The organism is Caballeronia mineralivorans PML1(12), from assembly GCF_001028175.1.
In the GTDB taxonomy this organism is placed as follows: Bacteria; Pseudomonadota; Gammaproteobacteria; order Burkholderiales; family Burkholderiaceae; genus Caballeronia; species Caballeronia mineralivorans.
The window spans coordinates 1-21,576 of the sequence record NZ_AEJF01000106.1; the positions used below are offsets into that span (position 1 = coordinate 1).

Annotated in this window: 20 protein-coding genes; 8 read left to right on the top strand and 12 right to left on the bottom strand. The window is 63.2% G+C overall.

Translation table 11 applies throughout. The features are described from left to right. Nucleotides 1-275: 275 nt before the first annotated feature. On the top strand, nt 276-1,025 hold the full coding sequence (locus EOS_RS16535; protein ID WP_053063901.1) for an XRE family transcriptional regulator: 750 nt from the start codon (nt 276-278) through the stop codon (nt 1,023-1,025). Between the two features lie 107 nt (nt 1,026-1,132). Here the strand turns inward: EOS_RS16535 and EOS_RS16540 are convergent, their stop codons facing one another. Genes EOS_RS16540 through EOS_RS43540 form a run of 3 tightly spaced genes read right to left on the bottom strand, consistent with a single transcriptional unit; the run spans nt 1,133 to nt 3,208 of the window. Then, on the bottom strand, nt 1,133-1,993 hold the full coding sequence (locus EOS_RS16540) for a hypothetical protein (protein WP_053063902.1): 861 nt from the start codon (nt 1,991-1,993) through the stop codon (nt 1,133-1,135). Then, the gene (locus tag EOS_RS16545) at nt 1,983-2,693 is read right to left on the bottom strand and encodes a P-loop NTPase family protein (RefSeq protein ID WP_047847749.1); all 711 of its coding nucleotides are present in this window, start codon (nt 2,691-2,693) and stop codon (nt 1,983-1,985) included. Before EOS_RS16545 ends, EOS_RS16540 begins: the two co-directional genes overlap by 11 nt. A 17-nt stretch (nt 2,694-2,710) precedes the next feature. Continuing rightward, nucleotides 2,711-3,208 carry a hypothetical protein gene (locus EOS_RS43540; RefSeq protein ID WP_053063903.1) on the bottom strand — a complete coding sequence of 166 codons (498 nt, stop codon included), beginning with the start codon at nt 3,206-3,208 and terminating at the stop codon, nt 2,711-2,713. A 659-nt stretch (nt 3,209-3,867) separates the two neighbouring features. On the opposite strand from EOS_RS43540, the gene mobA reads away from it, so the two are divergent. The 3 genes from mobA (at nt 3,868) to EOS_RS16565 (ending at nt 5,995) form a co-directional block, all read left to right on the top strand. Further along, nucleotides 3,868-4,224, top strand: a complete 357-nt coding sequence (gene mobA, locus EOS_RS16555) for a plasmid mobilization protein MobA (RefSeq protein ID WP_047847750.1) — start codon at nt 3,868-3,870, stop codon at nt 4,222-4,224. Beyond that, nucleotides 4,205-4,510, top strand: coding sequence for a relaxase/mobilization nuclease domain-containing protein (locus EOS_RS16560; RefSeq protein ID WP_047847751.1), 306 nt, complete (start codon nt 4,205-4,207; stop codon nt 4,508-4,510). The genes mobA and EOS_RS16560 overlap by 20 nt, the downstream gene beginning before the upstream one ends. A 357-nt stretch (nt 4,511-4,867) precedes the next feature. Beyond that, nucleotides 4,868-5,995, top strand: a complete 1,128-nt coding sequence (locus tag EOS_RS16565) for a branched-chain amino acid ABC transporter substrate-binding protein (protein ID WP_047847752.1) — start codon at nt 4,868-4,870, stop codon at nt 5,993-5,995. Nucleotides 5,996-6,064: 69 nt separating this feature from the next. On the opposite strand, the gene EOS_RS16570 is transcribed toward EOS_RS16565, so the two are convergent. The 3 genes from EOS_RS16570 to EOS_RS16580 form a co-directional block, all read right to left on the bottom strand. Further along, on the bottom strand, nt 6,065-7,672 hold the full coding sequence (locus tag EOS_RS16570; protein ID WP_082163383.1) for a M81 family metallopeptidase: 1,608 nt from the start codon (nt 7,670-7,672) through the stop codon (nt 6,065-6,067). Nucleotides 7,673-7,683: 11 nt separating this feature from the next. Then, nucleotides 7,684-9,294 carry an ABC transporter substrate-binding protein gene (locus EOS_RS16575; RefSeq protein ID WP_047847753.1) on the bottom strand — a complete coding sequence of 537 codons (1,611 nt, stop codon included), beginning with the start codon at nt 9,292-9,294 and terminating at the stop codon, nt 7,684-7,686. A gap of 107 nt (nt 9,295-9,401) precedes the next feature. Then, nucleotides 9,402-10,358: a LysR family transcriptional regulator gene (locus EOS_RS16580; RefSeq protein ID WP_063779089.1), complete on the bottom strand. Its 957-nt coding sequence runs from the start codon at nt 10,356-10,358 to the stop codon at nt 9,402-9,404. Nucleotides 10,359-10,554: 196 nt separating this feature from the next. Between EOS_RS16580 and EOS_RS16585 the strand changes: the two genes are divergently transcribed. Genes EOS_RS16585 through EOS_RS16600 form a run of 4 tightly spaced genes read left to right on the top strand, consistent with a single transcriptional unit; the run spans nt 10,555 to nt 15,673 of the window. Further along, entirely contained in the window at nt 10,555-11,970 is a 1,416-nt protein-coding gene (locus tag EOS_RS16585) for an FAD-binding oxidoreductase (protein WP_047847765.1), read from the top strand. Beyond that, the gene (locus EOS_RS16590; protein WP_047847754.1) at nt 11,970-12,911 is read left to right on the top strand and encodes an ABC transporter permease; all 942 of its coding nucleotides are present in this window, start codon (nt 11,970-11,972) and stop codon (nt 12,909-12,911) included. The genes EOS_RS16585 and EOS_RS16590 overlap by 1 nt, the downstream gene beginning before the upstream one ends. Beyond that, complete coding sequence (locus tag EOS_RS16595; protein WP_053063904.1) at nt 12,911-13,747, top strand: ABC transporter permease; 837 nt, start codon at nt 12,911-12,913, stop codon at nt 13,745-13,747. The genes EOS_RS16590 and EOS_RS16595 overlap by 1 nt, the downstream gene beginning before the upstream one ends. Nucleotides 13,748-13,750: 3 nt before the next feature. Next, nucleotides 13,751-15,673: an ABC transporter ATP-binding protein gene (locus tag EOS_RS16600; RefSeq protein ID WP_047847755.1), complete on the top strand. Its 1,923-nt coding sequence runs from the start codon at nt 13,751-13,753 to the stop codon at nt 15,671-15,673. A 60-nt stretch (nt 15,674-15,733) separates the two neighbouring features. On the opposite strand, the gene EOS_RS16605 is transcribed toward EOS_RS16600, so the two are convergent. From EOS_RS16605 to EOS_RS16630, 6 genes are all read right to left on the bottom strand, one after another. Beyond that, entirely contained in the window at nt 15,734-17,167 is a 1,434-nt protein-coding gene (locus EOS_RS16605) for an N-acyl-D-amino-acid deacylase family protein (protein ID WP_082163382.1), read from the bottom strand. A 14-nt stretch (nt 17,168-17,181) separates the two neighbouring features. Continuing rightward, nucleotides 17,182-17,967, bottom strand: a complete 786-nt coding sequence (locus EOS_RS16610; protein ID WP_047847757.1) for an SDR family oxidoreductase — start codon at nt 17,965-17,967, stop codon at nt 17,182-17,184. Nucleotides 17,968-18,030: 63 nt separating this feature from the next. After that, a complete protein-coding gene (locus EOS_RS16615; RefSeq protein ID WP_047847758.1) occupies nt 18,031-18,978 on the bottom strand; it encodes a dihydrodipicolinate synthase family protein in 948 nt (315 codons plus the stop codon). Nucleotides 18,979-18,993: 15 nt separating this feature from the next. After that, the gene (locus EOS_RS16620) at nt 18,994-19,704 is read right to left on the bottom strand and encodes a GntR family transcriptional regulator (RefSeq protein WP_053063905.1); all 711 of its coding nucleotides are present in this window, start codon (nt 19,702-19,704) and stop codon (nt 18,994-18,996) included. A 62-nt stretch (nt 19,705-19,766) separates the two neighbouring features. Next, nucleotides 19,767-20,813, bottom strand: coding sequence for an ABC transporter ATP-binding protein (locus EOS_RS16625; protein WP_047847759.1), 1,047 nt, complete (start codon nt 20,811-20,813; stop codon nt 19,767-19,769). 1 nt (nt 20,814) lies between these two features. Continuing rightward, a partial coding sequence (locus EOS_RS16630; protein ID WP_047847768.1) for an ABC transporter permease occupies nt 20,815-21,576 on the bottom strand: 762 nt, incomplete at its 5' end.

Consider the following 21,576-nt stretch of genomic DNA (forward strand, 5'->3'; position numbering starts at 1 on the left):
AGCATCCGCGTGCCGGAACTTGGAGCGCACGGGCAGGGCGCCGCAAATTTCGTACTGTACAGACATGGACACCTCCGCCATGAAGGCGCACGGGCGGGCATGCAGTAATATGCAGAACGTCAGTACCGCTCCGCATCGCTTAAATCGAAACTATACGATCGAAAATAGTTGAGAGTTTCGTGTTTGTCAATCATATATTTTCGATTTATCCAGTTTTGTCCACGATGCAGCGATAGCGATCTTTTTGAGACCACTCGCAAGGCGCATCACGCAATATGGAAAAGAAGAAAAAACCGACAGTCGTCGATGTGCCGCCTCATGGCGACGAGGCGATCGGCGCGAGGATTGATGAGGTCTGTCGGCTGATTGGTGGCAGGGAAGCCGCTGCGCAGGCGGCGGGTGTTTCATCAGTCATGCTGCGCCGCTATATCCGGGGCGGGAGCAAAGCGACGTTCGAGGTAATTGCAAACCTGGCGCGCGCGGCAGAGGTTTCTCTGGACTGGATTGCCACGGGCGAAGGAGAGGTGCGAAGAGGGTCGAGCGGGAGCGCTTCCCCCAGTGCGAGGTCCAATGAGCAACTCTCTGACGCGCAGGGCAGTCCCGAGAACTCCAGTGAATTCGTTTTCATCCCGCGTTATAGCGTCAAGGGAGGGGTGAACAACCGCTCGGGTGTTGGTATGTCGACCGCCGCGATAGCTTTCCGGCACCGGTGGATCGAACATTATCTGAACGCTGATCCGCGGCAGCTTCGCGTTTTGTCGGTTCGCGGTGAACCGATGGAGACGGTTGATGAAGACCGCGATTTCATTCTGATTAACCTCGCTAGTCGAAGCGTCTCCGGTGGCATGTACGCACTCTCGATAGATGGCGAGCTTGTCGTCAGACACACCCAGCGTCTACCGGGCGGGATACTAGAAGTAAGGGGGGCGGGCGACACGTACCCGTCTTTTACGGTCAGCCTGTCTGACATGCCTGACGGTTTCTCAGTCATCGGCCGCGTCGTGTGGATTGGACGTCAAGTATGAACGGTTCGTTTGAAGGTTCCGGATTCCGACCCTGACGGCACTGGTCGATCCCGGTCCCCCAAGGCGTTTAAACCGTCTCGCTGTGGAACATACAGCAGGCACCCAGTTCAACGTGACGGCACGATCTGGATGCAGGGATTACTTGTCCCGCCGCCACATCGTCCTGTCTGTCCGAAACCGCCCGGCGAAACCAGAAACGTGCCGTCGGTCCCCGACACTAGATAAGCGCCGCCGGTTCGCGCGGTCAGCCGCTCCAGCGTCGAGCGTGCATTCCGTATCTGCGCGTCCAGATCAGTCTTCGTTCGGGTCAAGGCCTGCACGTCATCGCGTGCGGTGGCGAGCGCGTGAACGCCGGTCCACCACTGCACACTGACCATCGCCATGCCGTAGACAATTATGCTGGCAGGCAGTCCGATCATCAGCCAGCGTGTGACGCTGAAAAGTCTCTCGACGGCGGCTCGACTGGCTTCATCGAGCCTGTCGCGATGCGTCCTGAGCGTCACGTTGAGCGTGCCGATCATCCGGTTCGCGACCTCCTTCGAAATTGAATGTGCGGCTTTCGTGACAAGCTTCTGCATCCCGTCCTCGTTCAACTGAGCGATAGCCAATTGGTAGCTCGCCCGATGCTTCTGCGTCAGTTGTTCGATTAACTGAACGGTTGCTCTGCAGCGGGCGAGCAGTTCCTGCTCCTCGACGGCCAGCAAGCCTTGTATTTCGTCCGCCTGCTTTTTCCAGTTGCGCAGACTGAAGTCGCCCGCTTCGCGAATGTCTTCGGGAATCGTGTCGTATAGCCGCAGGTAATATTCCAGCACGGCAAGGATCGACCAGAGTGCATCGTTGTCGCTGAGCCCGAGCGCATCGCGCACGCGTTGCATCCGCTGCAGGCTGTCGTCATCCGGTGGGGCGCCCGTGATCGACTCATAGAGCGCCGCGAGCGGTGCAGCTCGCGCCCGGCGCTCATTGGCCATGACTCAAAAACTCGTGACTCACGACGCGATCGAACATCGCGTCATAACCATTGCGCCACCTGAGCAGTTCGGCCCGATGGCCGACTGGCATGCTGGCCGCTGCCTTCTGCACTGACAATCGCTGGCTACGCAGGTCGTCGGACACCCGATCGGCGAGATCCGGAAAGTCCAGCGATTGCCCCTTCGCTTCGATGATTTTGCGCAGGTTTGATTCGCGATACAGCGAGAATTGGTTGGCCTCCCCAAAGTAGGTGTTGCGCACGACGTGCACAATGGCTTGCGGAAGCTGCGTCGTGAATTCGCGCAGCAGTTCGAGACAGTCGCGCTGACGGTTGATGACCCAGAACACCACCAATTTGCGTTTCAGTTCTTCCAGCGTGTTACCCAGCGTCGACCCATAGCGTGCGACGCCGTGGTTGCTGCGTGCGGCGGTGTTGACGACTACCGGTTTGTCCTGCTGTTCATCGCACAGGTTCACCAGACTGATCCAGCCGTCGGCATGATCAAGATCGAAAGCCATACATCCGATTTCCGGTTGTATGGCTTTCATGACGTCGGGGTTCGACGTGTTGGTTTCGACCAGCATCGGCGTCTGGTTGTGCCGCTGCAAATAGTCGATGAGTGCGAGCGTAACGAGGCTTTTGCCGACGCCGCCCTTGCTGCCGCTGACCAGATAAAGAGGGAAAGTTCCGGTATCCACAGGTGACTCCTATACGGTTAAAGATCGTCGGTATCGGGTTTGACCTCGAAAGTTGCGCGAGCAGTGATCGCAGTCGTATCAGATGCGGTTGAGGTCGCTTTGGATGCTGGTGCCTTCGGTGCCTCTGCCGTCGATGCGCATGCATCAGTCTGGTTTGATGCCGGTGGTTGAGCCAGTTGTCTTGCGTGCGGTGTGGAACGGTCTGGCATTGCGCGGCTCGTTTGAACTGCTTTCGGTCTGTTGGTGTTTATGGGCGTTGCGGCACGTCTGCCGGCACTGCGCATCGCGAGCTTCAGAGTGCCGGCACTGATGTCGATGCCGGATGACTTCGCCAGTTCGATGATTTGCTCAAGCGAATAGCCTCTGGCTTGCGCTGCGCGAATGTTGCTCACGATGTCGCCAATCGCTTCACGAACGGCGAGCCCCCGATAGCCAGCCGGCCGATCGGGTAGTGCGTCAAGCTGCTGCGCGAAATGCTCCCAGTTCGACTTCGGAAACACCTTAGGTGCGGGCATCGGTCACACTCCGGTTTGTTGCACGATTTAACAGCTGGTTCAACTGTCACGAGTACATCGTGCGTGGTCGGTTGATATCCGTCAACGCCCCGTTTTCCGCGGAACGAGACGTCCCGGGAACGCTATGGAATACGTAGGAACTCCACGGAAGAGCAGAATTATTTTAGATGTGTCGCTCTAATCCAACGGACCGATCGTGCATACGGGCCGTATGCATTCGATGCGATGCCGTTCGATCTGATCGCGACAAAAGATGCGGTGCTGCTTACCGGCCATGAGATACAGGTTGATCTCATGTTCACAGCGTGTGCGTGCCGGTCTGGCGGCGCTGCTTCATCGGTCCGTCCACCGGTCGAGCCGGCGTTTACCCACAGCACGTGATATCGCGGCGGGCAGGGTGAGGTTTGTCCCACCGCGCGGCGAGCGCGCGTTGGGCCACCGCCTGGCAGCCACTCGCCTATCGCTCGTTTTGCCCGTCTAACCACCTGCTCAGGGGCACAGCCCCCGAGACCCCGCCCCCGAGACCCCGCCGTGTACGGCGCACACGGCGCGTCCTACACTGATTAGTGTCATCAACGCGCTCTTGCGGGCGATCCATCGTCCGGGTGAATGCGCAGATACCTTATGGACTCCAGATCTCGTTGAGCGAGGAGGCATTCATGAGCAGCGACAGCGAAATGCGCCAGCGCAGTGAGTCGGTACGGCTACGTCTGACGCCCGAGGAATACGCGATGATCGGAAAGAGGGCAGAGGAGTGCGGCATGACCGTGTCGGCTTTCCTGCGTGCAACGGCGTTGGGTCGTCGTACACGTCACATTACGACAAGCCGCATCATTGACACGCTCGTTCGCCTCGGCAATGAGCAGCGGCGCATCGTCGGACTGATCAAACATCTGCGGGGTGAAGACCTGTTGACAGCCAGCGAACGTGGAGTACTGCTTCATCAGATTGAGGTGGCCCAGCAGGCAGTCATCGGTGCGATCGGAAGGATCGATCATGCTGGCGAAGGTAACTGACCGGCGAGGCGATGGACGGACGAGTTTCCGTTCGCTGCTCGCCTATATCACGCGCACCACGGGGGGCATACCCGATAGAGATCCAGGCGTGGACACGGAGAACTTCCAGACCAGTTGTCTGAGTCTCGCGACGGCGGCTGCCGAAATGCGCGCTGTCGCCAAGCGGAATGCAAGGGTGCGCGATCCTGTCTATCACGTGATCCTGTCATGGCAGCAGGGCGAAGAACCCACCAACACTCAGATGTACGACGCGGGCGAGGCGGCGCTGGCGGTTGTGTCGCAATAAGCATGCGCTATGATGTTCGGGTACCAGAACCCCTCCTATCATGATGAACAAAAATCTTGATCCTCAAGATACAAGGGAGGGAGTCGTCCATCACATCAGAACCTGGGCGGTTTGATTGCCACAACCGATCCACTTATAAATTCGGATTACCTGTCCGAACAAATGGCCCTCTATATGCCGCTCCGCGTCGTTCTAACAGAAGGCCCAACACATTTTTAGTTTAGTGATGCTATCAATTTTTTACTTGTTTATGGCCGTGCTACATTCCCATGAATATCTCATCTTGTGCAACGCAGTGTCACCCGCACATAACTTGAAAAGGAGTTCAAAATGGCAAGACTCGACTCGGCTTTGCGAATGGCGCTGCGAGCCCTGACAATGCTAGGTCTCGCAGCGATCGCAAACGCCGCGCTCGCCCAAAACAGCCCCGTTCAGATCGGCTTCGCTGGTCCTTTGACCGGTGCGTCCGCGAACTTCGGCAAGGATCTGGAAATGGGCGCACGTCTAGCCATCGATGAAGCCAATACCGCCAACATCGTGATCGATGGCAAGCCGTTGCAACTCACGCTCGATTCCCAGGACGACCAGGCGGATCCGAAGATGGCGGTGCAAGTGGCACAGCGGTTTGTGGATGCGAACGTCGCCGCCGTGATCGGGCACTTCAATTCGGGCACCACGCTGGCGGCGTCCTCAGTGTACAACCGGGGCGGGATTCTGCAGATCATTCCGGCAGCGTCCAACCCGAGCATCACCCACCAAGGTTTCAAATTGATGTTTCGCCCCTATGGCACCGACAATACGGTTGCTGAAGCGGCGGCGCAGTATTCGGTTCAGGCGCTCCACGCCAAGCACATCGCCATCATCGATGATCGTACCGCCTACGGCTCGGGCTTGGCCGACGAATTTGAAGCAGCCGTCAAAGCACAGGGCGCTCAGGTCATAGACCGCGAATACACCAACGACCAAGCCACCGATTTCAAGGCGATCCTCACCCACATCCGTGCGCAGGACGCCGACCTAGTGTTTGTCGCGTGCCTGGGTGGCGAAGGCGCGCTGATCGTCAAGCAAGCCCGCCAGTTGGACTACCGAGGGGTGCTGTTGGCCGGGGCGACCTATGTCAACAAGAATTTCATCTCCCGCGCCGGCGAGGCCTCTGAAGGCATGTATGCCTTCGAGCAAGGCGTTATGCTGAGTCAACTCCCGCAAGGCCAGGCGTTCCTCTCACGCTTCCATAGCAAGTACGGGACCGACCCGATCGGCTTTGCGCCGTTTGCGTATAACGACGTCTGGGTCATCGTGAATGCCATCAAGACGGCCGGCTCTACCGACCCGAAGGTGTTTGGTCCCGCAATTTCCAAGCTGTCCTTCCAGGGTGTGCTGGGCACGGTCGAATTTAACCAGTTCGGCGATTTGAAGAACCCAAAAACCACGCTGTTCAAGGTTGAAAAGGGCAACTGGGTGCCAGTGAAGACATTCGGCAGCTAATTCGGCAGCGAGGCGAACGATCTCGCTTCATTACCCCACGCACGTCTCGACTTTAATGACACGTTAAAACTAGCGCAGCGACCAATCAGCCACCTGATCGATCGGCAGCACAGGGCGCGGCAGATGACGCCAGTCGAAGCGCGTGAGGATCGGTGACGTCAAGCCCGGGGCATCCACCTCGACGACCTGTTCATGCTGGAAGAACTCGTCGAAGCCGCCACGGAAATGGCCGCGCGACTTCAGGACGACCGCCCGCGCGGCGCCGATATCCAGTCCCAGGTGCTCGAGGAAGACCGGGTCCGCGCATTGTGTCCTGTTGCTGATCACGACCACCGTCACACCGCCGATCCGTAGCGCGGCAGTCGCGCCCAGCCGGATCGACGTGCCTTTGAAAATGCCGCGCCGGCCCGTTACCTCGCCATTCGACAGCGCGACGACCTGTGCGTCGACGGTCAGCGGCTCGCAAAACGCATGCGGTTCTTCGCCGTCGACGGGACGGTTAAAGCGCGCGGTCAACGTCGCGCCTGCGCCGGCCGCATGCGCGTCGGCGGCCAGCAGCGAATCGTTGATGATGCCGACAATGACGGTGCCGGGCGCGGCATCGCGAAATGCGTCGAGGAAGGCGCGCAGGAGCCACATCGTCTTGCCGCTGCTGCCGCCGCCCGGATTGTCGGCGACGTCGGCGAAGACCAGCGGCACGGGGCTGTCCTTCGCCCGCTGCACGGCCGCGTCGAGCGGCGTCAACAACGCGACGAAGCGTGCACGTCGCGCCCAGGCCGCTTCGGCCAGCTCGTCGGCGAGCGCATCGACGGCCGCACGATCGTCACCTGTGATGACGACGTTCATCCCTTGATACGGCACGTCGCCTTGCGAGAAACCGCCCATCACCGAGACGTTCCAGATAGCCGGGCCGATCTCCGCCTGGCGCGCTTGTCCCAGGTCGATGACTTCGGCATAGGGGCCGCGCGCGCTCAGCAGTGTGACCGACGGACCGATGATCGGCAGCCTGCGCGAGCTCAGATAGGTTCTTTCACCGGCGAGCAGGCGGCGCAGCAACTGCGCCGATTCCGCGCCGCGTTCGCGCATGTCCAGATGCGGGTTCGTGCGATAGCCGACGAATGCGTCGCAACAGGCCACCATCTCGTCGGAGACATTGGCGTGCAGGTCGTACGAGCAGACGAGCGGCACGTCGGCGCCGAGTTCGTCGCGGATCATGCGCTGGATAGTGCCTTCGGGGTCGAGGTCGCCGGTCGTGATGCCCGCGCCATGCATCACGCAGTAGACGCCATCGATGTGCCCGCGCAGCGCGCGCAGTCCGTCGCGCCAGGTTGTGCAGAGCGCCTCGAAGAACGGGTGTTCGACCGGGCCGTTAGGCTCGGCCATCGCCAGGTAGATCGGCCGCGGCTGCCAGGGTCCGGCAGCATCCATATCAGCGACGAAGCCCGGCATCTCGCCGAGCGCGACGGGCGTTGGGCTGCGCGCGTCGTCGACCACCGCATCGTCCGCCAGCAGGCAGCGGAACTGCGATCTTCCCGCGGGCGGCGCGAAGTGATTGCATTCGATCGAGAAGCCAAGCAGCGCGATCCGGGGCGAGGCCGAAGACCCGGTGGAGACGGTCGAAGCATCGGCGGAAGTGGAGCCGGACGACTCGCTGGACGAAGCGGTGGAAGTGTTCATCGATGGCAGGCTCATGTGCGGCGCAGGTTGTAGAACAGCGGCATCTGCGTCGAGATGCCGGTCCAGCCGCGACGGAACGCCGAGGCATTGTAGTAGGCGCCCAACGGGATATACGGCACGTCCTGCCAGACCTGCATCTGCAGTTCGACGCAGAGCTTCTTGCGCGTGGCCTGGTCCGGCGCATCGAACCACGCTTGCCGCAGCGTCTCGATCTTCTCGCTGGTTGGCCAGCCGAACCAGCCCTGCTTGCCGTTCGCGCGCAACGCGAGATGGCCTGCCGGGTCGAAGTTGTTCATCCCGCTGATCGTCGTGAAGTGCATGTTCCAGCCGCCCGACGCCGGCGGGTTCTGACTGGCGCGGCGCTGCATCAGCGTGCCCCAGTCCATCGTCTGGACATCGACGTTCATGCCGAGCTTCTTCAGCAGGTCGGCCGCCACCATCGCCGGCATATGGCTCGCCGGATAATCGGCCGGATCGAGCAGCACGACTTTCTCGCCCTTGTAGCCCGCGTCCTTGATCATCTGCTTCGCCGCCGCGATATTCGCCGGCGACGCGCCCTTCATTACGCCGAGGCCCGCATCGTTCGCCATCGGCGAACCCGGGCTGAACACGCCGACGCCGGACTGCCAGTACGACTTGTTGTCGGTGCCCATCAGCGCCGTCATGAACTCGGTCTGGTCGATGACGCTGAGGATCGCGCGACGAATCGCCGGATTGTCGAACGGCGGGTAGAGTGCGTTGAAGCGCATGATCGGAATCGTCGCCACCGTCGATTTGACGATCTGCAGGCTCGGATCGGCGGCCAGCACGGGCAGGAAGTCGCTGCTGACGGTCTGCAGTCCGTCGATTTCACCTGCCTGCAACGCCGCGGTGGACGTGGCGGCGTCGGGAATCGTCTTCCAGATCACCTGGCTTAGCTGCGCCACTTTACCGCCCGTCGCAAAACTGCCGGCGCCCGGACGGGGTTGATAGCCATCGAAGCGCTCGAAGACCGCGGTCGATCCCGACACCCACTTGTCCTTCGCGAACTTGTACGGACCGCTGCCGATGGCCTCGGTGATCTGCGTATGCGAATCGATCTTCGCGAGCCGCTCCGGCATGATGCAGGCCATGCTCGATGCCACCTTGCCGAGCGCGCTGGGCAGCAACGGGAACGGCTTCCTGAGCTTGAATACCAGCGTCTGCGAGTCCGGCGTCGCAATGTCGTCGGTGGCCTTCATCAATTCCTGGCCCAGCGTATCGCGACTGCCCCAGCGACGGATGCTGGCCGCGCAATCGATGCTGCGCACCGGCTGGCCGTCATGGAACGTCAGGCCCTGGCGCAACGTCAGGGTCCAGGTCTTGCCGTCGGCACTGGTCTTGGCGTCGGACAACATTTGCAACTGGACGGTGTAATGCTCGTCGTAGGCGAACAGCGTGTCGTAGACCAGTTCCGCGTACATCTGGGTAATGTATGCCGTACTCCAGATCGGGTCCAGGCCGGCGAGGTCGGCTTCGGCGACGTAGTGGAGGACCGGGAGCTTGCCAGTGGCCGCCGGCGCAGCGCTCACGAGACGGGGCAAACCCACTGCGGCGGCCGCGGCGGTGCTCGCCGTCGTCAGCAAAAATGCTCTGCGCTTCATTACGATTCCTTTTTTGGCTGGCAATCCTGGCCGGCAATCGGAATCGATTCTATGAGGCGATTTTTTTGGCGTCGTATGCTTTTTTATGGTCGGGCATTAACGTTTTATTAATGGATGGGAAGCGGGATGGAAAGCGCGGCGGGAGAAGGGTCAGCGGGCGTGTGCATTCCCATGCCGTAGTCGTCGAACGTCGCGCCAAGTATTGCCACGAACGACGCGGCCGCGCGCGACAACGGCTCGCTGCGCAGATGCACGAGCTTCGCGACGAAGGCCGGCGCTTGCGCGATCGGGCAGACGACAAACTCGCCGGCGCGGCTGTTGCGCACCGAGAATTCATCGACAAGCGCGACGCCCGCGCCCGCCTGTACCATCAAGCACGCATGCTGTGGCGAGGCGACATCGATGGCGACCTGGCGCGTCAGTCCGGCATCGGCGTACATCTGCTCGATCAGCACGCCGAGCGGCATGTGCGGCGCATACGAAATCAACGGATAGGGTTGCAGATCCGCCAGCGTCAACATGCCGCGCTGCGTCAGCGGGTGCTCGCACGGGCAGATGCAGACGAGGCTCGCCTCACCGATCGGCGTGTAAGTCAAATTCGGATGGCCTTCGGACGTGATCTGCAGGCCGATGTCCGCTTCTTTCGCGAGCAGCGTGCCGGTCAGTTCGGTGCGTGTCATCTGCCGGAACGTGACTTTCACTTCAGGCGCTTGCTCACGGTAACGCGCGATTGCCTTCGGCACGAGAAACTGCCCGACGCTGGCACCGCAGACAATGCGGATATGTCCGCTCGGCCGCGACGCCAGGCCCGCGGCCAACTCGTTCACGCGCTGGATCCCCGCATAGACGCGCTCGATCTCGCGAAACAACTCGTGTGCTTCCGGCGTGGGATAGAGCCGGCCCTTGATTCGCTCGAACAGCGCGAAGCCGAGGCGTTGCTCAGTGTACGACAGCAGCCGGCTGACGGCCGGCGGCGAGACGCAGAGCAGCTTCGACGCCGCGCTGATCGACCCGGTCGAGATCACCGCGCGAAAGACTTCTATCTGCTTGAAGCTCAGGGACATGGGCGGAGTAGGCGGGGAGCGGTCACCCTTAACGTTACATTAAGATCGCCGGACAAAATAATAATCGTAGCCAAAAAAGAGCCCTGACTACACTGGCGTCGAATGCTTGGGGGCCGGGCACGCGTGGCGTCGCGCAACGCGCCGTGTCCCGGCACAAGACGAACGCAGTAGCAATAGTCATAGGGAGCAATTGCAATTGACTTCGACGCACCCCTCGCTGATCGAACGGCTGCACGCAGTGGTAGGCGACGCCGGCCTCGTACTCGACGCCGAGCGGCAGGCTGCCTATCTGACCGACTGGCCGCGAAAATGGACCGGGCGCACGCCGGTTGTCGTACGCCCGAACTCTACGGAGGAGACCGCCGCAGTCATGCGACTCTGCCACCAGACACGCACGCCGGTGGTTCCGCAGGGTGGCAATACCGGGATGACCGGCGCCGGCATTCCGGACATGGACGGTGCGCAGATCATCGTGAGCATGAACCGGATGAACCGGATACTCGAAGTGGACGCGACCAGCAATACGATGACCGTCGAGGCCGGCGTGATCCTCGCGTCCGTGCAGCAGGCGGCAGCCGACGCGAATCGCTTCTTTCCGCTGAGTCTTGGCGCCGAAGGCAGTTGCACGATCGGCGGCAACCTCGCGACGAACGCCGGGGGCATCTCGGTGCTGCGCTATGGCAATGCGCGCGATCTGGCGCTCGGTGTCGAAGTCGTGCTCGCCGACGGCCGCGTCTGGGACGGGCTGCGCGCATTGCGCAAGGACAATAGCGGTTATGACTTGCGCAATCTGTTCATCGGTTCGGAAGGCACGCTCGGTGTCATTACCCGTGCGGTGCTCAAGCTGTTTCCGGCGCAGCATGGACGCGCCACCGCCTGGGTCGGCTTGCGCAGCCACAAGGAAGCGGTCGCGCTGCTGTCGCTGACGCAATCGATTTGCGGGGACAGGATCATCGCGTTCGAGATGATGTCGGAGTTCGGCATGTCGATGATCCTGCGGCACGTCGCCGATACCCAGCGGCCATTGAGCGGCGTGCATCCGTACTACGTGCTGATCGAACTGGCCGATGCGCAGCAGGAGCTGCCGGGAACATTGCTCGAGGAAGCGCTTGCCGCGGCGCTCGAAGCGGGCCTCGCCGATGACGCGGTGCTGGCCGTCAACGACCGGCAGCGACAGCAGTTCTGGAAGATCCGCGAAGGCGTCTCGCAGGCGCAACTGCGCGAAGGGCATCCGCTGAAGCACGACATTGCGCTGCCGATCGCGCGCCTCGTGTCCTTCATCGACGAAGCGAATGCATTGATCGCGGCGTCGTTCCCGCAATTGCCGGTGTTGAACTTCGGGCATATCGGCGACGGCAACCTGCACTACAACGTGCTGCTGCCGCATGGGCTGGCCGACGACGAGCGTGAGCGTCTCACCGCCGAAGTGAACCTCTGCATCCACGACCTGGCGATTGCGTATCGCGGCAGCATCAGTGCCGAGCATGGGGTGGGGCGCTTGCGTCGCGACGAGTTGCGACGCTATAAATCCGCCGTCGAAAAGGACCTGATGCGCTCGATCAAGGCCACGCTCGATCCGGACCAGCTACTGAATCCCGGCAAGGTGCTGTGATGATCGCGTATGTCCTGCGCCGCATTTTCAGCGCGATTCCCGTGATGCTGTTCGTCGCGTTCTTCGTCTTCGCGCTGTTGAGCTTCGCCCCGGGAGACCCCGCTGCGCTGCTCGCCGGTGAAAACGCGACGCCGGACGACATCGCCCGCATCCGCGCGAACCTCGGGCTCGACCAGCCGTTCTTCACGCGCTTCTTCCACTGGATCTGGCGCGTGCTGCATGGCGACCTGGGCACGTCGCTGTTCACCGGGCAGACGGTCGGCCATATGATCGCGCAGCGTCTCGCGCCCACGTTCTCGCTGATGGTGCTGACGATGATCGTCTCGGTTGTGATCGCCATTCCGGCCGGTGCCTGGGCGGCGTGGTGGCATAACCGCTGGAACGATCGCCTCGTGATGCTCTGGGCGGTGCTCAGCTTTTCGATTCCGTCGTTCGTCGTCGGCTATATCCTCGCGTGGATCTTCGGGCTGAAACTGCGCTGGCTGCCGGTGCAGGGCTATGTGCAGTTCGACCAGGGATTGTGGGCGTCCATCCAGACATTGATCCTGCCGGCGTTTGCGCTCGGGGCGGTCTACGTCGGGCTGATCACGCGCTTTACGCGCTCGACGCTGATCGAAACGTTGTCGCAAGACTACGTGCGCACGGCGCGCGCGAAAGGCGTCAGCAATCGCAGGATCCTGTTCCGGCATGCGCTGAAGAATGCCGCGGTGCCCATTGTCACGGTCGTCGGTTCCGGTGTCGCGCTGTTGATCAGCGGCACCGTGGTGACCGAGACCGTCTTCGCGATTCCCGGCCTTGGACGGCTGACCGTCGACGCGATCCTGCGCCGCGACTATCCGGTCATCCAGGGCGTGATCCTGCTGTTCAGCTTCCTGTATGTGCTGGTCAACCTCGCGGTCGACTTGCTCTATACGGTATTCGACCCGAGGATCAAGTACTGATGACGTCCGCATTTTTTCATTTCCTGCGACGCTATCCGACCGTTGCCGTGGGCGGCTTGCTGATGCTGCTGCTGGTGTTGATCGCAATCTTCGCACCCTGGCTCGGCACGCACGACCCGACGCAGATCGCGCCGCTCTATCGCACGCGGTCGCCGTCCGCGCAATTCTGGTTCGGCACCGACCTGCTCGGTCGCGACGTCTATTCCCGGGTGCTGTACGGCACGCGTGTGTCGTTGACAGTGGGCTTCTCGGTGGCGGTGCTGTCGACCGCGATCGGCGCCGTCATTGGCGTGATCGCCGGTTTCGTGCGCTGGCTCGATGTCGTGATCATGCGCATCATGGACGGCTTCATGTCGATGCCGACGATCCTGCTCGCTATCGCGTTGATCGCGCTCTGGCACGAATCGATGCGCACGGTCATCCTCGCCATCACGATCGTCGAGATCCCGCGCGTCGTGCGGCTGGTGCGCGGCGTCGTGCTGTCGCTGCGGGAGCAGGCGTTCGTCGAGGCGGCGGTGACCGCCGGCGCGAGTCCCTGGCGCATTATGTACCGCCATATCTTTCCGAACACGGTGGCGGCGCTGATCGTGCAGGGCACCTATATCCTGGGCGTGTCGATTCTCGCCGAGGCGAGCCTTTCGTTCATTGGCGCGGGCGTGCCGCCGATCACGCCGTCGTGGGGCAACATCATGGCCGAAGGGCGCGCACTGTGGCAGATCCGGCCGCACCTGATCGGGTTTCCCGCGGCGTTCCTGTCGGTCACGATCCTGTCGGTCAACATGCTGGGCGACGGTTTGCGCGATGCGCTGGATCCACGCATGTCGAAGGAGGACTGAGCCATGCCGATTCGGAACAACATCGAACAGGACGGCCGCGAGCGGGTCCTCGATATCCGCGGCCTGACGGTCGGCTTCGAACGCGACCGGCAGATGGTCCCCGCGGTGCGGGATATCTCGCTGCATGTGGACCGCGGCTCGACGGTTGTCGTCGTGGGCGAGTCGGGATCGGGCAAGTCGGTCACGTCGCTGTCGATCATGCGGCTGATCGAGTATGGCGGCGGGCGCATCCTCGGCGGCGAAATGCGGTTCCGTCGCACCGGCGGCAACGTCATCGATCTCGCGCAGGCGAGCGACGAGACGATGCGCCAGGTGCGCGGCGCCGAAATCGGCATGATCTTCCAGGAGCCGATGACATCGCTGAATCCCGTGCTGACGGTCGGCGAGCAGATCGTCGAAGCGATCCTGCTGCATCAGCGGCGGAGCGCGCCCGAGGCGCTGAAGGAGGCGCAGGCGACACTCGATCGCGTGCGGATTCCCGACGCCGCGCGCGTCATGCGCCGCTATCCGCACGAACTGTCCGGCGGTATGCGGCAGCGCGTGATGATCGCAATCGCGCTGTCATGCCGGCCGCAATTGCTGATTGCCGACGAACCGACGACCGCGCTCGACGTCACAGTGCAGGCGCAGATCCTGCATCTCATTCGCGAATTGCAGCGTGAGATGCAGATGGGCGTGCTGCTGATCACGCATGACATGGGCGTGGTCGCCGAATCGGCCGACCGTGTGCTCGTGATGCGGCGTGGCGATCTGGTCGAAGAGAACGAGACCCGAGCGCTGTTCGCGGCGCCTGCGCATCCCTATACGCGTGCATTAATGGCGGCCGTGCCGAAGCTCGGCGCGATGAGCGGCACCGATCAGCCGGCGCGGTTCGAGTTGGTACGGGAGCAGTTGGTTGAGCCCGCGGGGGCGCCGGTGGCGATGCCGGACGATGCCCTCGATCCGTCTACGCGGTCCGTTGCACCGGCGCTGTCCGATGCGCCCGCGAAGAAACCCGACGTAGTCCTGAGCGTGCGGGAACTGGTGACGCGCTTCGACGTGCGCAGCGGCTTCTTTTCGCGCGTCCGTCGGCGTGTGCATGCGGTCGAACGTGTCAGCTTCGATCTCTACGCCGGCGAGACGCTCGGCCTCGTTGGCGAATCCGGCTGCGGCAAGACGACGACCGGCCGGTCGCTGTTGCAGCTCGTGCAGCCCGATAGCGGCAGCATTTATTTCGACGGCGTCGATCTCGCACGGCGCGACCGGCGCTCGAGCCGATTGCTCCGGCGCAATATCCAATTGGTATTCCAGGACCCGTTCGCCTCGCTGAATCCACGGATGCGCATTGGCGACGCAATCATGGAGCCGATGATCGTCCAGGGCATCGCATCCGGCCGCGACGCGCAACGTCGCGCGGCAACGCTGCTCGAGAAGGTCGGCCTCGATGCATCGATGGCGCGTCGCTGGCCACATCAGTTGTCGGGTGGACAGCGGCAGCGCATCTGCATCGCGCGGGCGTTGTCCACCGACCCCCGCGTGCTTGTCGCCGACGAATCGGTCTCCGCGCTCGACGTCTCCATTCAAGCGCAGATCGTCAACCTGCTGATCGACCTGCAACGTGATCTCGGCATCGCCTGCCTGTTCATCTCGCACGACATGGCGGTGGTCGAGCGCATCAGTCATCGGGTGGCGGTCATGTATCTGGGGCAGGTCGTCGAGATTGGCCCGCGCCGCGCGGTCTTTGAGAATCCGCAGCACGCGTATACGCGCAAGCTGATGGCGGCGGTGCCGATCGCCGATCCGACCCGCCGCCGCCACGCTGCGCCGCCGCTGGTGGAGTTGCCGAGCCCTGTGCGCGACGTTGGCGACGAACCGGTCGTCGCGCCGCTGGTCGAAGTAGGCCCCGGGCATTTCGTGGCGCGGCATTGGGTGGGCGGGTCGTATTAGCACGGACGCCCGCAACTGCCTGGCGTCGCCCTGCTTCCGTGCCATCGTGCTTCGGCAGGTTCAACTGCGTTTCACGACCTGTCCCGCCCGGCTATGCCGGAGGATGCCATCCGAAAAAGCGAGCTGGCCGTTGACCCAGACCTGCTCCACGCCGGCAGACCGTGCGCGCGGTTCAGCGAAGGTCGCACGATCGCCGATGCTGGCCGGGTCGAACAGCACCAGATCCGCCGCATAGCCCGCCTCGATCCGGCCGCGGCCAGGCAGCGCGAGCTCTTCGGCGGCGAGACCGCTCATCTTGTGGACGGCGGTCTCGAGGCTGAAAAGCCGTTCGTCGCGCGCGTAGTGTCCCAGCACACGGGGGAAGGTGCCCCACAACCGGGGATGCGGATGCTCGTCGTGCGGCATGCCGTCGGAACCGATCATGGTCTTGGGAAACGCCAGGATACGACGCACGTCTGTCTCGTCCATCATGAAGTAGATGGCGCCAGCGGGCATGAGCCGGGCCGCGGCCTCCAGCTCGTCGCAATCCATACTCCGGGCGATATCGGCGAGCGTGCGGCCCGCGTGCTCCGGATACGGCTCGGACCAGCTCACCAGCACTGACGAGGCGCGTGCGACGAATTCCGGCCGCAGCACGGTGGACGATGCGTTGTACGGATAGCAGTCGAGCGAGACAGGCTGCTCATCCATTGCGGCGGCAATGCGTGTGAGCGTTTCCACCGAGCGTCCATGGTTGGGGGTGCCCGCGAGCTTGTGGTGCGAGATCAGCACCCGTACGCCCAGGCGCCGGCCAATCTCGAAGGTCTCGTCGAGCGCGTCGGCGATCTTCTCGGCCTCGTTGCGCATGTGGGTTGCATAGAGCGCGCCGTGGGCGCGCAGCGGCTCGCCGACGGCGACTATTTCGTCAGTGTCCGCGTGTCGTGCCGGCGGGTAAAAGGTCCCGGTGGACAGGCCGAGTGCACCGGCATCGAGTGCATCGGCCAGTAGCGCACGCATGGCCTCGCATTCGGCGGGCGTGGCGGCGCGCTCCAGGTCGTCCATGACGTTCGCACGCAGCGTCAGATGGCCTACGAGGCAGGCCGCGTTGACGGCAATGCCTTCTGACTCCAGCGTTCGCAGATAATCGCCGAACGTTGGAAAACGCAGCCACTCCGGTGTGGCGATCAGGTCGAGCGGCGGCGGAATGGCGCCTTGAATGCGGCTCGGAGCGAGGCTCAAGCCACAGTTGCCGGTGACGACCGTGGTCACACCCTGCGACAGCTTGGCCGCCATGGCGCCCGGCATCAATAGTGCCCGGTCGTCGTGCGTATGGACGTCGATGAAACCAGGGGCGAGAACCCGGCCGCCGGCGTCTCGCCGTTCGCGCGAAGAGGCGGTGGCCAGTTTGCCCACCGCGGCGATGCGGCCGCCGGCAATGCCGACGTCCGCAACGAAGGCCGGCCCGCCACTGCCGTCGACAATCGTCGCCCCTGCAATACAGAGATCGAATTCCATGCCGTGTTCCGCCATCAGATCGAAGCGATCATGCCGCCGTCCACCCGGACGACCGACCCGGTGACGAATGACGCCTGCGCGCTGGCGAGGAAAGCCACCATGGCCGCATATTCTTCGGGGCGGCCGTAGCGGCCGAGCGCAATGGAGGCCGTGCTTTGTGCGACGATGTCCGCGACAGGACGGTCCTCCCGCCGCGCCTTTGCTTCGTCGAGTTGCACGATGCGGCGGGTGGCGATACGGCCGGGCACCACGACATTGGCGGTGATGCCATCTCGTCCTACCTCGCTCGCCAGCGTTTTCGACCAGGCCACGAGCGCGGCGCGCAGCGTGTTGGAGATGCCCAGGTTCGGGATTGGCGCCACGACGCCCGACGAGGTGCTGGTGACGATGCGGCCCCAGCGGGCGGCCCGCATGTCGGGCAACACCAGATCGGTCAGGTGAATGATCGAGGCGACCATCGCCGTGAAATGGCGCGACCATTGCGCCGGCTCCACGCCCGAGACCGGCGTGGGTGGCGGCCCGCCAGAGTTGTTGACGAGGATGCCGACCGGTCCCAGCGCCTGCCGGATGCTGGCTAGCACGGCTGCGAAGCTGTCGGGCTGTGCGAGATCGAGCGCGAAGCCCGCGGCACGGCCGCCTGTCTCATTGATGCGCGCCACGGTGCGCTCGAGCGCTTCCTGGTCCACGTCGCAAACGGCTACGTGTGCACCCTCGGCCGCGAGAGCCTGTGCGATGGCGCTGCCGAGCCCGCCGCCCGCGCCGCTGACGAGGGCGACCTTGCCTTCAATGTCCAGATTCATGTTTATGTTTCCGTTGTGATCTCAATGGTGATGCGCAGGTGTTGCACGCGGTTCAGGCGCGGTTCAGCTCGACGCCCGTGCGACGAGCCGGGCCTCGAGCCGGCCGATCAACCGGACCAGTTCGGCCTTGTCGGTAGCGTCGAGCACCGGGCCGGGCTTGCGCACGGTGGCGCTGCGGATCGCGCCACGGCGGCGCAGTGTTTCCTTGCGCAAGGCGAGGCCAATGCCGTACTGGAACTCGTGACGCAAGAGGGGCAGGTAGAGATCGAACACGTCTTCGGCGGCTTCGGGCCGGCCCTGCGCGAACAGGTCGCAAACCTGCACCAGCATTTCAGGGTAGGCGAAGCCGGTCATCGCTCCGTCGGCGCCGCGCAGCATCTCCTGTGGCAGGAAGAGCCCGCCATTGCCGACCAGGATGCTGATGCGGCGGCGGCCCGCAGCCTCGCTCTGGGTGCGCAGTTGAGACAGCTTGCGCAGCCCCGGCAGGTCCTCGTGCTTGAACATCACGATCTGAGGAAATTCGTCGACCAGTTGATGGACCACTGCGACCGAGGTATGGACCCCGGTGGATTGCGGGAAGTCCTGCAGGCAGATCGGCACGTCCTTGCCCAGCATGCGGGCAATGGCGGCGTAGTAGCCATGGACCTGGTCGTCGGTCTTGAGGTTGGGCACCGGCGCCAGCATGACACCGGCCGCGCCCAGCCCCATCGAGGCCTTGGCGAGGCGCTCGACGTGCTGGTTGGACGCATGGCTCACACCCACGATAACGGGCACGCGCCCGTCCACGCGCTGCAGCACGCGGCGGGTGAAGGCGAGCGACTCCTCTTCGGTCAGCTTGGGCGCCTCGCCCATCATGCCGAGGATGGTCATGCCGGCCACGCCCTTGTCGAGATAGAAGTCGACCAGGCTGTCGGTGCTTTCCAGGTCGAGCGCACCGTCGTCGGTGAATGGGGTGGCCGAGATGATGTAGACGCCGCTGGCGCTTTCGTCGATGCGGGATGCTTGGGTCATGAGGGGGCTCCAGGTTTAGAGGTGGGTGTGACGCGCAACGAGACCCACGCGCACTGTGTCGAGGTGCTGGCGCATGGCTTCGCGTGCCGCGTCGGGATTGCGATCGACGATAGCCTGCAGGATCGCGATGTGTTCGCGGCAGCCAGGCTCGAAGCGCTCGGGCGTGCCGTTCTGGTCGAAGCAGCGTGCCTTGATGCGCAGGTCATGGATGCTCTGCGCGAGCATCTGGTTGCCGCTGGCGAGCGCGATGGTGTCGTGCACGAGGTTGTCGACGCGATGGTTTTCCTCCACGGAGGAACTGCCGGCCGTCAACAGGGCCTGCACTTGAACCATCACGGCGCGCGCGCGTTCTGTTTCGAGCCGGGTCGCGGCAGCCGCGGCAGCCTCGCCTTCGAGGAGCATGCGGATCTGGAAGATTTCCAGGTACTGCCGCAAGGTGGGCTCCTTGACGATCAGCTGGCCTCGCGACGTACGCATGGCGAAGCCGCCGCCGATCAGTCGGCTCATGGCTTCCCGTACCGGCGTGCGCGACATGCCCAGCGTCGCCGCCAGCGTGCGCTCCTGCAACGGCGTCTCGGTTGGCAGGCCGCCGCGCTGGATCATGTCGAGCAGGGCGCGATAAGCATCGCCTGCCAGATCCGGCGCTTCGTCGCCTGGCGGTTGCGTTGTGCCGGGCACAGGGTGCGGAGCACGGCCGTTTGTCTCGGTTGTTGGTCTCTTGTTCATGGTTCTCGGAGCGGTTGCAAATAAAAAAGGGGGCGGCAGGCCGCACGGATTCGCTGCCAAGGTCATGCCGCGGCGAATTCCATCGCGTCCTTGGCGCTGAAGCCCCATACGATCGACTGACCCGGTGTGCGCTCCGCCTCGCCCGTGCCGGCCGGCGCGTAGGCGACCACAGTACGGCCGGGCGCCTCGATGAAGATTTTCCAATGCAGCGCGCAAAAGGTCGAGGCCACGATCCGGCCTTCATGACGGAGGTCCGATGAAGTCAGTTGCGTGCCGATGCGCACGTTTTCCGGCCGCACGCCCAGCACGTGGCCTGCGCGCTCGACGAAGTTGCATTCGCCGAGAAAGCCGGCCACGAACGGCGATTCCGGCGCGCGGTAGAGCGCTTCCGGGGCGCCGGCCTGCACTATGCGGCCGTGATCCATGATGACGATACGCTCGGACAGGTTCATCGCCTCTTCCTGGTCGTGCGTGACAAAAACGATGGTCAGGCCCAGGTCGTAGTGCAGTTTCTTGAGCTGCAACTGGATCGCCTGGCGCAGATTCTTGTCGAGCGCGCCCAGCGGTTCGTCCATCAACAAGATGTCAGGCGTGAAGACCAGCGCGCGGGCCAGCGCCGCGCGCTGTTGCTGGCCACCCGAGAGTTCACGCGGCAGGCGGCCGTGGAGCTTGTCCATGGAGACCAGCGCCAGCACCTCGTCCACGCGGCGCTTGATGTCGTCGCGCTTCACGCGGCGCATTCGCAGCGCGAAGGCGACGTTGTCGAATACTGTCATGTGCGGGAACAGCGCGTAGTTCTGGAACACCATGCCGATGTTGCGCCGCGCGATCGGCGTGTGTGTCACGTCGTCGCCGCCGATGCGCACGCTGCCGGCGGTGGGCGCCTCGAAACCGGCGATGATCTTCAGCAGCGTGGTTTTGCCCGACCCCGATGCGCCGAGCAGTGTGCAGAACTGGCCGCGGGGAACGTCGAGGCTCAAATCGGGCAGGGCGACGGTCGGACCGTAGGTTTTGCGGATACCTGCCAGGACGACGTCCTTGCCCTGGCGCTCAGGCCGCTCGGCAAGTTGCAGGGACACGGGTGTCTCGAACTGCGCGGTGCGTTGCATCTTATGCTCCATTTTTTCTGCCGGATTTTCTGCCTGATTTCCTTCCAAGCAGGATGTTGGCGGTCAGGATGAGCGCGGTGGCTGCGATCAGCACACAGGAGGCCGAAATGACGGTCGGGTCGAAATCCTGCGCCAGGCCCTCGTACATCAGTTTGGGCAAGGTACGGTTGCGGATGGTAGTGAGGAATAGCGCCATCACCACGTCATCGAACGACGTGACGAAGGCGAACACCGCGCCGCCGATGAGGCTTGGCAGCAGTGCCGGCAGCATGACCAGCCGGAACATCTTCGGCCAGGACGCACCCAGGCCCAGGGCTGCCAGTTCCAGGCTGGGGTCGAAGCTGCGCAGGGCGGCGCGCACCGTGATGTAGACATAGGGTGACGCGAGCACCGTATGGCCCAGCACGACCGCCACCGAGTTGGCGACCCAGCCCAATGGCGCCATGAGGTAATACAGCGCCACCGCGGTGATGATGGCCGGCACCGACATGGGGATGACGAAGAGCGTGTCGAGCCAGCCTTTGCGCGCCGAACGCATCTTGTGTACGCCGAGCGCGGCAGCGGTGCCGAGCACCGAAGCGACAACCGTCACCGTCAAGCCTACGCGCAGGCTCGACCAGAGGGCGTCCAGCCACTTCGAGTCCTGGAAGAAGCTGGCGTACCAGCGCAAACCATATTGCGGCGGCGGAAACACCGGAAAGTCGCTGGTGCCGAAGCTCATCGGGATCACGATGAGGATAGGCAGCAGCAGAAACACCGCGCA

What these genes read in the sequence shown, in the direction of transcription:
- EOS_RS16610 (WP_047847757.1), bottom strand. Translation starts at nt 17,967, where the DNA reads ATGAATCTGGACATTGAAGGCAAGGTCGCCCTCGTCAGCGGCGCGGGC.
- EOS_RS16595 (WP_053063904.1), top strand. Translation starts at nt 12,911, where the DNA reads ATGACGTCCGCATTTTTTCATTTCCTGCGACGCTATCCGACCGTTGCC.
- EOS_RS16590 (WP_047847754.1), top strand. Translation starts at nt 11,970, where the DNA reads ATGATCGCGTATGTCCTGCGCCGCATTTTCAGCGCGATTCCCGTGATG.
- EOS_RS16560 (WP_047847751.1), top strand. Translation starts at nt 4,205, where the DNA reads ATGCTGGCGAAGGTAACTGACCGGCGAGGCGATGGACGGACGAGTTTC.
- EOS_RS16540 (WP_053063902.1), bottom strand. Translation starts at nt 1,993, where the DNA reads ATGGCCAATGAGCGCCGGGCGCGAGCTGCACCGCTCGCGGCGCTCTAT.
- mobA (WP_047847750.1), top strand. Translation starts at nt 3,868, where the DNA reads ATGAGCAGCGACAGCGAAATGCGCCAGCGCAGTGAGTCGGTACGGCTA.
- EOS_RS16565 (WP_047847752.1), top strand. Translation starts at nt 4,868, where the DNA reads ATGGCGCTGCGAGCCCTGACAATGCTAGGTCTCGCAGCGATCGCAAAC.
- EOS_RS43540 (WP_053063903.1), bottom strand. Translation starts at nt 3,208, where the DNA reads ATGCCCGCACCTAAGGTGTTTCCGAAGTCGAACTGGGAGCATTTCGCG.
- EOS_RS16605 (WP_082163382.1), bottom strand. Translation starts at nt 17,167, where the DNA reads ATGGAATTCGATCTCTGTATTGCAGGGGCGACGATTGTCGACGGCAGT.
- EOS_RS16625 (WP_047847759.1), bottom strand. Translation starts at nt 20,813, where the DNA reads ATGCAACGCACCGCGCAGTTCGAGACACCCGTGTCCCTGCAACTTGCC.
- EOS_RS16620 (WP_053063905.1), bottom strand. Translation starts at nt 19,704, where the DNA reads ATGAACAAGAGACCAACAACCGAGACAAACGGCCGTGCTCCGCACCCT.
- EOS_RS16615 (WP_047847758.1), bottom strand. Translation starts at nt 18,978, where the DNA reads ATGACCCAAGCATCCCGCATCGACGAAAGCGCCAGCGGCGTCTACATC.
- EOS_RS16575 (WP_047847753.1), bottom strand. Translation starts at nt 9,294, where the DNA reads ATGAAGCGCAGAGCATTTTTGCTGACGACGGCGAGCACCGCCGCGGCC.
- EOS_RS16570 (WP_082163383.1), bottom strand. Translation starts at nt 7,672, where the DNA reads ATGAACACTTCCACCGCTTCGTCCAGCGAGTCGTCCGGCTCCACTTCC.
- EOS_RS16600 (WP_047847755.1), top strand. Translation starts at nt 13,751, where the DNA reads ATGCCGATTCGGAACAACATCGAACAGGACGGCCGCGAGCGGGTCCTC.
- EOS_RS16535 (WP_053063901.1), top strand. Translation starts at nt 276, where the DNA reads ATGGAAAAGAAGAAAAAACCGACAGTCGTCGATGTGCCGCCTCATGGC.
- EOS_RS16580 (WP_063779089.1), bottom strand. Translation starts at nt 10,358, where the DNA reads ATGTCCCTGAGCTTCAAGCAGATAGAAGTCTTTCGCGCGGTGATCTCG.